Origin of the sequence: Janthinobacterium sp. GW456P, from assembly GCF_002127655.1 — a bacterium.
Classification (GTDB): Bacteria; Pseudomonadota; Gammaproteobacteria; order Burkholderiales; family Burkholderiaceae_D; genus Janthinobacterium.
This window is the reverse complement of sequence record NZ_NEHB01000010.1, coordinates 144,555-155,928: the sequence shown is the minus strand read 5'-3', so window position 1 is coordinate 155,928 and position 11,374 is coordinate 144,555. Positions and strand designations below refer to the sequence as shown.

The following is an 11,374-nucleotide window of genomic DNA, read 5'->3' as shown; positions in this document are numbered from 1 at the left end:
TCGGCATCACCGATACCGTCAAAACGACTTGCACCGGCGTGGAAATGTTCCGCAAGCTGCTGGACCAAGGTCAAGCAGGCGACAACGTTGGTCTGCTGCTGCGCGGCACCAAGCGTGAAGACGTGCAACGTGGTCAAGTTCTGGCAAAACCAGGCTCGATCAAGCCGCACGCTCACTTCACCGGCGAGATCTATGTTCTGTCGAAAGACGAAGGCGGCCGTCATACGCCATTCTTCAACAACTATCGTCCACAGTTCTACTTCCGCACGACGGACGTGACTGGTTCGATCGAGTTGCCAGCAGACAAAGAAATGGTCATGCCAGGCGATAACGTGTCGATCACCGTCAAGCTGATCAACCCGATCGCGATGGAAGAAGGTCTGCGCTTCGCTATCCGCGAAGGCGGCCGTACCGTCGGCGCTGGTGTTGTTGCAAAAATCCTGGCTTAATTCTTAAGCCTGCATAAAAGAAGACGCGTCGTCGCCCGGCGCCCTTCTTTTTATTCAACTGCCGGGGTTGGCAAGCATTTTGGTGCTATCATGTCGACCCTGACAGTTGTTGCGTCAGAAATTCCCGTATGACCTCATTGCCGTGCAGACCGCGCGGTTCGTTCTTTTAAGGAAATATCATGTCGGCACCAAACCAAAAAATCCGTATCCGCCTGAAGGCTTTCGATTACAAGCTGATCGACCAGTCCGCTCTGGAAATCGTTGAGACCGCGAAGCGCACCGGCGCTGTCGTCAAAGGCCCAGTACCACTGCCTACCCGTATTCAGCGTTTCGATGTGCTGCGTTCCCCGCACGTCAACAAAACTTCGCGCGATCAGTTCGAGATCCGTACGCACCAACGCCTGATGGACATCGTTGACCCAACGGACAAAACCGTTGACGCGCTGATGAAGCTGGACCTGCCAGCTGGTGTTGATGTCGAAATCAAACTGCAATAATCGTTTTTAAGAAGGCCGGCGGGGTATCCCGCCGCCTGAGATGGGGCCGGGCCTGCTCACGATCGTGAGTGCGCCCGGCCCCATTGCTTTTGTGCCGTGCAAAACCACTTTACAGTGTCGCGCCCGCCCGATAAAGTTGCCGCATGCTCAACGCCCTCGATACCCACCTGCTCAATGCAACTCCCCGTCAGCGCCTGCGCGGCTGGCCGCGCTTCCTGACCGAATTTTTGTATTTCGGCATCAAGGAGGCGAGGTCATGCCTGTTTGTGGGACTGTTTTTTGCCGCCGTGTTCCTGGTGCCGCGCGCCGGCCTGTTCGGCCTGCCGCGCTATGACGTGCTGCTGCTGGTAGCGCTGGCGATCCAGGGCGCGATGGTCTGGAGCGGCCTGGAAACGTGGGATGAATTGAAAGCCATCTGCCTGTTTCATGCGGTCGGCTTCGCGCTGGAGGTGTTCAAGGTGTCGGGGACGATACAGTCGTGGAGCTATCCCGACTTTGCCTACACCAAGGTGTTTGGGGTTCCCCTGTTTTCCGGCTTCATGTATGCGGCCGTGGGCAGCTACATCATCCAGACCTGGCGCCTGCTCGACATGCGGATCCGCCACCATCCACCGTACTGGATGGCGGTGCTGATCGCGCTGCTGATCTACGCTAACTTCTTTACTCACCACTACATCGGCGACTATCGCTGGTACCTGGCCGCCTGCGCGCTGGGCTTGTATGCGCGCACCACCGTGGTGTTCCGCCCGCTCGACCGCGACCGCAGCATGCCCTTGCTGCTCGGTTTCGTGCTGGTCGGCTTCTTCATCTGGCTGGCCGAAAACATCAGCACCTTCTGGGGCGTGTGGCGCTATCCGAACCAGCTTGGCGCGTGGTCGGTGGTGCACGTCAGCAAATGGAGCTCATGGTCGCTGCTGGTGGTGATGACGTTCACCATCGTGGCCCACCTCAAGCACATCAAGGCCAGCATCCACGTGGCCCAGCCTTAGGCCCGGCTCAGGCAGTCACTTATTACAGGCTGGCCGCCACCGCCTCGAAGCGCGCGCCCAGCGCTGCTTGCGGACCGCCTTGCAGCTGTCTGGCGTACTGGCGCAGCACTTCCGCCGAATACGTGCGCGAGGCGGGCGACAGCTTCGGCAGCAGCGGCAGCACGCGTTCCAGATAGCCCGTGCCTTCCTGCCACTTGCCTTGCGCGGCCAGGGCCGACGCCAGTTCCGCCATGCGGCGGCCGACGCGCGCATCGCTGCGCGGCTGCGCCGCTTCCTCCGTGGCCAGGGCTTGCCGGTACAGTTGCTCCGCTTCCGCATTCTTGCCCTGCAAGCACTTGATGCGGCCCAGGTTGTACTGGCGCTGAGAGACGATGTCCGCGCTGGCCCCGGCCTGCTCGGCGCTGCGCAGCGCCTGTACGCAAGCCAGTTCCGCTTCGCCGAACTGGCCTTTGCGTTCGGCCGCGTTACAGGCATCTTGTTGTGCGTTGGAGGTGGCGAGTGTCGCTGGCGCGCTGCAGGCGGCCAGCAGGTTGACAGCGCATAGCAGGCTGATGGTATGGGTCTTCATAGTCTCCTCGGACGGGTGTCAAACACGGTGTATCGGCGGAGTCATGCCGTAATAAATATACTCCAAGTTTTTTGGGGCGCGTGGCTTTTCGCCGGCCGCGCGATTGACGCCGCTTGCATGCTTCAGTGATACTCCGGGCTTGTCCACTAATGCGCGCCGCCGCCATGTCCAAGACTGTCCTGATCGTGGAAGATGAACAGGCGATTGCCGACAGCATCGCCTATGCCCTGCGCACGGACGGCTTTACGCCGCGCCATGTGATGTTGGGTGAGCACGCCCTGGCCGCGCTGCGCCCCATGTCCGGCGAAGCCGCGCAGACGCCTGTTCTGGTGGTGCTCGACGTGGGCTTGCCTGACATGAGCGGGCTGGAAGTGTGCCGCCGGCTGCGCCAGTTTTCCGAGGTGCCGGTGATCTTCCTGACGGCCCGCAGCGACGAGATCGACCGCATCGTCGGCCTGGAAATCGGCGCCGACGATTACGTCACCAAACCGTTTTCGCCGCGCGAACTGGTGGCGCGCATCCGCGTCATCCTGCGCCGCGCAGGCGCCGCCCAGGCGCCGCGCGAGGCCGGCATGACGATAGCTGCGCCTGTCGTCGCGGCCGTGCCGGCGCGCTTCGAGTTGCGCGCGCTCGAGGCGCGGGTACTGTTTCACGGCCAGCCGCTGGACCTGACCCGCTATGAATACCTGTTGCTGAAAACCCTGCTCGAGCATCCGGGCCATGTGCTGTCGCGCGCGCAGCTGATGGAGCGCGTGTGGAGCGGTGCGCCCGACACGCTCGAGCGCACCGTCGATGCGCACGTCAAATCGCTGCGCGCCAAGCTGCGCGCGGTCGATGCGCAGGCCGACCCCATTCACACCCACCGTGGCCTCGGCTACAGCCTGGCGGGCGCATGAAGATCGGCCTGCGCATCCTGCTCGGCTACTTCCTGATCGTCGGGCTGGCCGCATGGTTCCTGCTGAATGTCTTCATGGAGCAGGTCAAGCCGGGCGTGCGCTCGACCCTGGAAGACACCCTGGTCGACACCTCGCAGCTGCTGGCCAGCCTGGTGGCGCCCGACGTAAAGGCGGGCACGCTGGCGCAGTCGCCCGTGGCCGAGCGCATGCAGGATTACGCGCGCCATGGCGTGGACGTCAATATCAATGGCGTGCGCAAGCGCACGCTCGATTACCGCATCACTATCACAGACCGGCGCGGCATCGTGCTGTTCGACTCCAGCGGGCGCGACGTGGGTCGCGACTATTCGCGCTGGAATGACGTGTATCTGACCTTGCAGGGCAAGTATGGCGCGCGCAGCACACGCAGCCGGCCCGACGACGAGATGTCGACCGTAATGCACGTGGCCGCGCCGATTCGCGACGGCAATGAGGTAATCGGCGTGCTGACGGTGGCCAAGCCGAACGCCAGCGTGCAGGCGTTTGTCGAGCGCAGCCAGCGCAAGATCCTGCAGCGCGGCGCCGTGCTGTTGCTGCTGTCGCTGCTGATCGGCCTGGCGTTTGCGTGGTGGCTGCACCATGCGCTGGGCAAGCTGATGACCTATATCGGCGATGTGGAAGCGGGGCGCAAGGTGGCGCTGCCGGCGCTGGGCACGAACGAGATCGGCACCCTGGGACGGGCGCTGGAGGCGATGCGCACGCGCCTGGAAGGCAAGGAGTATGTGGAGCAGCTGATGCACACTCTGGCGCATGAATTGAAAAGCCCGATCGCCGCCATCCAGGCCTCGGCCGAGCTGCTGCAGGAAGACATGCCGCCGGCCGAACGGCGCCAGTTTCTTGCCAGTATTCTCGAGCAGAATGCGCGCCAGCGGCAATTGATCGACAAGCTGCTGGCCCTGGTGCGCGTGGAGAAGCAGCAGCGCCTCGACCACCCCGAGCGCATCGCGCTGGGGCTCCTGCTGGCGCAAGTGGCGCAGGATGCGGCAGCCACCCTGGCGGCGCGCGGCGTGCGCCTGCAGCTTCAGGCGGACGAGGCGAGTGTGGCCGGTGACGCACTGCTGCTGCGCCAGGCGCTGGGCAATTTGCTCGACAACGCGGCCGGCTTTGCGCCGCCGGGCAGCTGCATCGACGTGACGGCGCGGCGCCAGGGCACGCACGTGGAAATCGCCGTGCGCGACCGCGGCGCAGGCATCCCCGCGTATGCGCTGGAGCGCGTCTTCGAGCGTTTCTACTCCCTGCCGCGCCCGGCCGCCGGCAAGAGCACGGGCCTGGGCCTGCCCTTCGTGCGCGAGGTCGCTTCCCTGCATGGCGGTACGGTCGAGGTGCTCAACCATGTGGACGGTGGCGCCTGCGCGCGCCTGTGCCTGCCGCTGGCTTAGCACACTCTTAGCGCACTTTATTTGCCCGCTTCACACAGACTGCATCGTCAGCGCATACAGCTTTTTTACACTGGCCGCCTTACTTCAAGGATGCGCCATGCAAAAAACTCTGTTAGTCAAAGCGTTGATCGTATTCGGCCTGATGCTGATAATCGGCCTGCCTTTGCTGATGATTCAGGAAACGATCAAGGAGCGGATGGAATTCCGTCAGGAAGCCGTCAACAGCATCGCCGCCGATTCGGTGCGCGAACAAACCATCATCGGTCCCATCCTGGTGATTCCCTACACGGAGCAGTATGAAGAGCGCGTGGAGGTGGCCAAGGGCGATGACAAGGAAGCGAAATCGGCGGTGCGCACGGAGTTGCTGCGCCGCACTGTGCAGCGTCGTCTGCTTGTCTACCCGAATAATTTACTGCTCAACGGTAACATCGAGACGGACCGCCGTTACCGCGGCATCCACCAGGTGCTGGTGTATAGCGGCCAGCACGCCTTCAAGGGCGACTTCACGGTGCCGGCCGGCAGCCAGCTGCCGCGCAAGTCGCCGGACTCGCGCGTGACCCTGGGGGCGCCGTTCGTGGCCCTGTCCATCGAGGACGTGCGCGGTATCCGCAACATTCCGAAAATCGACTGGGGCGGCCAGAAGATCGAGTTCGAGCAGGGCACCGACCTGTTTGCCTTCCGCAGCGGCCTGCATGCGCCGCTGGGCGCCATGTCCCTGGCCGCGCCGCAGCAGATATCGTTTGCGTTCGAGCTGGGCCTCGACGGCATCGAACGCCAGCATTTCGTGCCGGTGGCGAAAAACAGCCAGATCAGCATCAAGTCGAACTGGCCCCATCCGCAGTTTGGCGGGCGCTTCCTGCCGTCGCCGAAATTCCGCCAGATCAACGCCGATGGCTTTCAGGTCGAGTGGAGCATCTCCTCGCTGGCGACCAATGCGCAAACGCAGCTGAGCACGATCGAGGGCGAGTTCAAGGTGCCCGACAGTGCGCCGCTGGGCCAGATCGACCGCTTCAGCGTGGGCTTCATCGAGCCGGTGAATGTGTATTCGCAATCGGACCGGGCCACCAAATACGGCTTGCTGTTCGTGGCGCTGACCTTTGCCGCCTTCTTCATCTTTGAAATCCTGAAAAGCCTGCCGATCCACCCGGTGCAGTATCTGCTGGTCGGCCTGTCGCTGGCGATCTTTTTCCTGCTGCTGGTGGGGCTGGCGGAACACATCGCCTTCCTGACCGCCTATCTGATCGCCAGCGCCGCCTGTATCGCGCTGACCAGCTTTTATCTGGTGCACGTGCTGCACAACGCCTGGCGCGGCATCGGCTTCGGCGTGGGGCTGACCATGCTGTATGGCGCCCTGTATGGCTTGCTGAGTTCGGAAAACAATGCGCTGGTGATGGGCAGCATCCTGCTGTTTGCCGTGCTGGCCGCCATCATGATGGCGACGCGCAAGGTGGACTGGTATCAGGTTGGCAGAGGAGGGCAGTGATCCATTTGAACAGGAGTGGCATGCATGAAAAACATTGCTGATTTGGTAAATAAGTGGTTTTAAGTTGGTATTGTTTACGGTACTCTTTGGTATTAATTTCCGTGAAGCGCGCATGACGTGCGACGGCGTGCCGGAGTAGCAGGGCGGTGGCAGGCAGGATGGCTTGCCGCCGTTTGCAGTTCCTTCCATCCCCACTGATAAAAAACCGGAGACAGCACCATGATCAAGAAACTGGCATTTTTCCTCTTCGCCTGCAGTCTGAGTGGCAGTTATGCGTATGCCACCAGCGCTGAATTACAGCAATGCTATTACGGTTGCTGGCAAAAGATCGCCAGTTGCACGGGTGCTGGCGGCTTGGGCAGCAGCAGCCCGATCTGCCAGATGATGCTTGACACCTGCACCGCCAGTTGCGACAGGGCGCACGGCGGCTAAGGCGGCATGCCTGGCGGTGATCGCCCGGCATGCCGGCGCGGCGCTGCCTGACGGCGGCAAAGCATGAGGCGCGAGGAGGGCGGCAAGCCCGCCTCGCGCCTTTGTCTTCCTGGCGCCGACCCGCATGGATGGTCGTTCAGGGCCTGTTTTTGCCCTCGTTCCCGCTGCCGTGACAACTCCCGCAGGGGCGTCGCGCAACACTTTGACATACCTCGTGTTAACTTGTTGCGTCAAGGGTTTTTGTGCTATATACTAGCCGGCTTCGGTATGGATTCGTCTTTTTTGAGTCCTACGTTACTTTGTAGTTAAACAAGCCCCGCCCAATCGCAGGTGGGAATGGAGAAAAAATGAGCCTAGGCCTTCTCGGTCGCAAGGTTGGTATGATGCGCATTTTCACGGATGAAGGGGATTCGATTCCTGTCACCGTGTTGGACGTATCGAACAACCGTGTTGCGCAAATCAAAACCCCTGAAACAGATGGCTATTCCGCTGTTCAGGTCGCATTCGGTCAACGTCGCGCTTCCCGCGTGACCAAAGCTGTTGCTGGTCATCACGCTAAAGCTGGTGTTGAAGCCGGTACTCTGTTGAAAGAGTTCCGCGTTGACGCTGCCAAAGCCGCTGAACTGAAAGCTGGCGATGTTGTCGCTGCTTCCCTGTTCGAAGTCGGTCAAAAGATCGACGTGCAAGGCGTTACCATCGGTAAAGGCTATGCAGGCGTTATCAAACGTTACCACTTTGCTTCCGGCCGTCAAACGCACGGTAACTCGCGTTCGCATAACGTTCCAGGTTCCATCGGTATGGCACAAGATCCAGGTCGCGTTTTCCCTGGTAAGCGCATGACCGGTCATCTGGGTGACGTTAACCGTACGATCCAGAACCTCGTGATCGCCCGTATCGATGCCGACCGTCAGCTGCTGCTGGTCAAAGGCGCGATTCCAGGTGCGAAAAATGGCCAGGTAGTTGTCTCGCCAGCCATCAAAACCAAAGCCAAGAAGGGAGCTTAAACGATGGAACTCAAGCTTCTGAATGCGCAAGGTCAAGCCGCCTCGAACGTTGCTGCAGCCGATACGATTTTCGGCCGTGACTACAACGAAGCGCTGATCCACCAAGTCGTCATCGCTTATCAAGCGAATGCACGTAGTGGTAACCGCAAGCAAAAAGACCGTGAAGAAGTTCACCACACGACGAAAAAGCCATGGCGCCAAAAAGGTACCGGCCGCGCACGTGCTGGTATGTCGTCGTCGCCACTGTGGCGCGGCGGTGGTCGGATTTTCCCGAACTCGCCTGACGAAAACTTCACCCACAAAGTGAACAAAAAAATGTATCGCGCAGGTATCTGCTCGATCCTGTCGCAGCTGGCTCGCGAAGAGCGCCTGATCGTCATCGACGATCTGACGATCGACGCGCCAAAAACCAAGCTGCTGTCGCAAAAATTGAACGGCCTGGGCTTTGATTCGGTTCTGATCATCACCGACGTTCTGAACGAAAACCTGGAACTGGCATCGCGCAACCTGCCTAACGTACTCGTCGTTGAGCCACGTCACGCAGACCCGATGTCCCTGGTGTTCTACAAGAAGATCCTGGTCACCAAAGCTGCATTGGCCAAGATTGAGGAGATGCTGGCATGAGCGCGATTTTGAAACATAGCGAAGAACGCTTGATGAAGGTGCTGTTGGCGCCCGTGATTTCCGAAAAGGCCACCATGGTCGCGGAAAAGAACGAGCAAATTGTATTCCGCGTACTGCCGGATGCAACCAAGCCTGAAATCAAGGCAGCGGTCGAACTGCTGTTCAAGGTTGAAGTTCTGTCCGTGCAAACTGCAAACCGCGAAGGTAAGCAAAAGCGCACCGGCAAGTTCAACGGTCGTCGTAACCATACCAAGCGTGCTTTCGTGTGCCTGAAGCCTGGCCAGGAAATCAACTTCTCCGAGGAGGCTGCATAATGGCACTCGTTAAGATGAAACCAACCTCGCCAGGCCGTCGCGGCATGGTAAAGGTGGTGAATGCCGACCTGTACAAAGGTCGTCCGTTCGCTGCCCTGGTTGAAAAGAAATCCAAGACCGCTGGTCGTAACAACAACGGTCACATCACCACCCGTCATATCGGTGGTGGTCATAAGCAACACTACCGCTTGATCGACTTCAAGCGCACCAAAGATGGTATTCCAGCGAAAGTGGAACGTATCGAATACGATCCAAACCGCACCGCGAATATCGCTCTGCTGTGCTACGCCGACGGCGAACGTCACTACATCATCGCAACCAAAGGCATGGCCGTTGGCGACAGCGTGATGAACGGTTCGGAAGCACCGATCAAATCGGGTAACTGCTTGCCAATCCGTAACATCCCAGTCGGTACCGTGATGCATTGCGTCGAAATGCTGCCAGGTAAAGGTGCCCAAATGGCACGTACCGCCGGCGCTGGCGTCGTGCTGATGGCACGTGAAGGTACCTACGCTCAAGTGCGTCTGCGCTCGGGTGAAGTACGTCGCGTGCACATCGAGTGCCGTGCAACGGTTGGTGAAGTCGGCAATGCCGAGCACAGCCTGCGTAAAATCGGTAAAGCTGGTGCGATGCGCTGGCGCGGTGTTCGTCCTACCGTTCGCGGTGTGGTCATGAACCCGGTCGATCACCCGCACGGTGGTGGTGAAGGTAAAACAGCAGCTGGTCGTCATCCAGTTTCGCCTTGGGGCCAACAGACTAAGGGTAAGAAGACACGCAGCAACAAGCGTACTACTTCCATGATCGTCTCGCGCCGCGGCAAGAAATAAGGGGTAGCACATGACACGTTCATTGAAAAAAGGGCCGTTCTGTGACGCCCACCTGGTGAAAAAAGTTGAAGCCGCGCAAGCTGCCAAAGACAAAAAGCCAATCAAAACCTGGTCGCGTCGTTCGACAATCATGCCTGACTTCATCGGCCTGACGATCGCGGTGCATAACGGCAAGCTGCACGTGCCGGTTTATGTTTCCGAAAACATGGTTGGTCACAAGCTCGGCGAATTCGCACTGACCCGTACGTTCAAGGGCCATGCAGCTGACAAAAAGGCTAAGAAATAATGGAAACTAAAGCTATCCTCAAAGGTGTGCGCCTGTCGGACCAAAAGGGCCGCCTGGTTGCTGACCTGATCCGTGGCAAGAAAGTTGACGCTGCACTCAACATCTTGCAATTCAGCCCGAAAAAAGGTGCTGCGATCATCAAACGCGTTCTGGAATCCGCTATTGCGAATGCCGAGCACAATGATGGCGCGGACATCGACGAATTGTTCGTGAAAACGATCTACGTCGAAAAGGGCCCCGTCCTGAAGCGCTTCACCGCGCGTGCAAAAGGCCGTGGCGACCGTATTTCGAAACAATCCTGTCACGTTTACGTGACTGTCGGTAACTAAGGAGCCACGATGGGTCAGAAAATTCATCCAACCGGTTTCCGTCTGGCGGTCACCCGTAACTGGGCTTCGCGCTGGTATGCAGGCAACGGCAATTTCGCTGCCATGCTGAACGAAGACTTGAAAGCACGTGCTTACCTGAAAAAGAAACTGAAGAACGCTTCCGTTGGCCGCATCGTTATCGAGCGCCCAGCCAAGAACGCGCGCTTCACGATCTACAGCTCGCGTCCAGGCGTGGTCATTGGTAAAAAAGGCGAAGACATCGAAGTACTGAAGTCCGCGCTGACCAAGATCATGGGCGTGCCTGTTCACGTGAACATCGAAGAAATTCGCAAGCCAGAAATCGACTCGCAACTGATCGCCGATTCGATCGCTCAGCAGCTGGAAAAACGTATCATGTTCCGCCGCGCCATGAAGCGCGCAATGCAAAACGCAATGCGCCTGGGTGCTCTCGGTATCAAGATCATGTCGTCCGGCCGTCTGAACGGTATCGAAATCGCGCGTAAAGAGTGGTACCGCGAAGGCCGCGTGCCTCTGCATACCCTGCGCGCCGATATCGACTACGGTACCAGCGAAGCGTCGACCACCTACGGCATCATCGGTGTCAAGGTGTGGGTATACAAAGGTGACCGCGCGCCTAACGGCGATGCACCAGTCATCGATACCCCAGCTGACGAGAAGAAAAGCCGCGGCCCACGCCGTGACGATGGCAAGCCAGCTGGCCGTCCACGTCCAGCCGGTGCCGGTGCGAAACCATCCACAGCACCAGGTGCACGTGTGCGTACCGCCGCTAAACCGGCCGCCGCAGCAGCACCAGCTGAGAAAGCAGGAGAATAATCATGCTGCAACCAGCACGCAGAAAGTATCGTAAAGAGCAGAAAGGCCGTAATACCGGTATTTCGCACAGCCGCGGCACCGCCGTGTCGTTTGGCGAATTCGGTCTGAAGGCAGTTGCGCGCGGTCGTATCACTGCGCGTCAAATTGAAGCGGCGCGTCGTGCAATGACGCGTCACATCAAGCGCGGTGGCCGTATCTGGATCCGTATTTTCCCGGACAAACCGATTTCGAACAAACCGGCTGAAGTCCGTATGGGTAACGGTAAAGGTAATCCTGAGTACTACGTCGCTGAAATTCAGCCAGGCAAAGTACTGTACGAAATGGATGGCGTTGATGAAGCGCTGGCACGGGAAGCATTCCGTCTTGCCGCCGCTAAACTGCCACTGGCTACGACGTTTGTCGTGCGCCAAGTCGGCCAATAATT

Annotated in this window: 16 protein-coding genes; 15 read left to right on the top strand and 1 reads right to left on the bottom strand. The window is 59.3% G+C overall.

Features of this window, described 5'->3' with window-relative positions; genetic code table 11:
• From CBW66_RS11695 to CBW66_RS11685, 3 genes are all read left to right on the top strand, one after another.
• On the top strand, nucleotides 1-449 hold a 449-nt coding region (locus CBW66_RS11695), incomplete at its 5' end, for an EF-Tu/IF-2/RF-3 family GTPase (RefSeq protein WP_086140056.1).
• A gap of 179 nt (nucleotides 450-628) precedes the next feature.
• Nucleotides 629-946, top strand: coding sequence for a 30S ribosomal protein S10 (gene rpsJ, locus CBW66_RS11690; RefSeq protein WP_010394389.1), 318 nt, complete (start codon nucleotides 629-631; stop codon nucleotides 944-946).
• Nucleotides 947-1,089: 143 nt separating this feature from the next.
• Nucleotides 1,090-1,935 carry a DUF817 domain-containing protein gene (locus tag CBW66_RS11685; RefSeq protein WP_070221709.1) on the top strand — a complete coding sequence of 282 codons (846 nt, stop codon included), beginning with the start codon at nucleotides 1,090-1,092 and terminating at the stop codon, nucleotides 1,933-1,935.
• Between the two features lie 22 nt (nucleotides 1,936-1,957).
• Here the strand turns inward: CBW66_RS11685 and CBW66_RS11680 are convergent, their stop codons facing one another.
• The gene (locus tag CBW66_RS11680; RefSeq protein ID WP_086139051.1) at nucleotides 1,958-2,503 is read right to left on the bottom strand and encodes a tetratricopeptide repeat protein; all 546 of its coding nucleotides are present in this window, start codon (nucleotides 2,501-2,503) and stop codon (nucleotides 1,958-1,960) included.
• Between the two features lie 164 nt (nucleotides 2,504-2,667).
• On the opposite strand from CBW66_RS11680, the gene creB reads away from it, so the two are divergent.
• The 12 genes from creB to rplP all read left to right on the top strand — a co-directional run bounded on the left by creB (nucleotide 2,668) and on the right by rplP (nucleotide 11,372).
• Nucleotides 2,668-3,399 (top strand): two-component system response regulator CreB, encoded by a 732-nt coding sequence (gene creB / locus CBW66_RS11675; protein WP_086139056.1) that lies wholly within the window; start codon nucleotides 2,668-2,670, stop codon nucleotides 3,397-3,399.
• Nucleotides 3,396-4,817, top strand: coding sequence for a two-component system sensor histidine kinase CreC (creC, locus tag CBW66_RS11670; RefSeq protein ID WP_086139050.1), 1,422 nt, complete (start codon nucleotides 3,396-3,398; stop codon nucleotides 4,815-4,817). Before creB ends, creC begins: the two co-directional genes overlap by 4 nt.
• Nucleotides 4,818-4,914: 97 nt before the next feature.
• Complete coding sequence (gene creD / locus CBW66_RS11665) at nucleotides 4,915-6,300, top strand: cell envelope integrity protein CreD (protein WP_086139049.1); 1,386 nt, start codon at nucleotides 4,915-4,917, stop codon at nucleotides 6,298-6,300.
• Between the two features lie 219 nt (nucleotides 6,301-6,519).
• The gene (locus tag CBW66_RS11660) at nucleotides 6,520-6,732 is read left to right on the top strand and encodes a hypothetical protein (protein WP_086139048.1); all 213 of its coding nucleotides are present in this window, start codon (nucleotides 6,520-6,522) and stop codon (nucleotides 6,730-6,732) included.
• 347 nt (nucleotides 6,733-7,079) lie between these two features.
• A complete protein-coding gene (gene rplC / locus CBW66_RS11655; protein WP_076565200.1) occupies nucleotides 7,080-7,736 on the top strand; it encodes a 50S ribosomal protein L3 in 657 nt (218 codons plus the stop codon).
• A gap of 3 nt (nucleotides 7,737-7,739) precedes the next feature.
• The gene (gene rplD, locus CBW66_RS11650; protein ID WP_034753197.1) at nucleotides 7,740-8,360 is read left to right on the top strand and encodes a 50S ribosomal protein L4; all 621 of its coding nucleotides are present in this window, start codon (nucleotides 7,740-7,742) and stop codon (nucleotides 8,358-8,360) included.
• A complete protein-coding gene (gene rplW / locus CBW66_RS11645) occupies nucleotides 8,357-8,674 on the top strand; it encodes a 50S ribosomal protein L23 (RefSeq protein ID WP_010394398.1) in 318 nt (105 codons plus the stop codon). The genes rplD and rplW overlap by 4 nt, the downstream gene beginning before the upstream one ends.
• Nucleotides 8,674-9,501, top strand: coding sequence for a 50S ribosomal protein L2 (rplB, locus tag CBW66_RS11640; RefSeq protein WP_034753198.1), 828 nt, complete (start codon nucleotides 8,674-8,676; stop codon nucleotides 9,499-9,501). Before rplW ends, rplB begins: the two co-directional genes overlap by 1 nt.
• 10 nt (nucleotides 9,502-9,511) lie before the next feature.
• The gene (gene rpsS, locus CBW66_RS11635; protein WP_008444295.1) at nucleotides 9,512-9,787 is read left to right on the top strand and encodes a 30S ribosomal protein S19; all 276 of its coding nucleotides are present in this window, start codon (nucleotides 9,512-9,514) and stop codon (nucleotides 9,785-9,787) included.
• Nucleotides 9,784-10,116, top strand: a complete 333-nt coding sequence (gene rplV, locus CBW66_RS11630) for a 50S ribosomal protein L22 (protein ID WP_170840583.1) — start codon at nucleotides 9,784-9,786, stop codon at nucleotides 10,114-10,116. Before rpsS ends, rplV begins: the two co-directional genes overlap by 4 nt.
• A 9-nt stretch (nucleotides 10,117-10,125) precedes the next feature.
• A complete protein-coding gene (gene rpsC / locus CBW66_RS11625; RefSeq protein WP_034753199.1) occupies nucleotides 10,126-10,950 on the top strand; it encodes a 30S ribosomal protein S3 in 825 nt (274 codons plus the stop codon).
• Nucleotides 10,951-10,952: 2 nt separating this feature from the next.
• The gene (gene rplP / locus CBW66_RS11620; RefSeq protein WP_038497037.1) at nucleotides 10,953-11,372 is read left to right on the top strand and encodes a 50S ribosomal protein L16; all 420 of its coding nucleotides are present in this window, start codon (nucleotides 10,953-10,955) and stop codon (nucleotides 11,370-11,372) included.
• Nucleotides 11,373-11,374 lie beyond the last annotated feature (2 nt).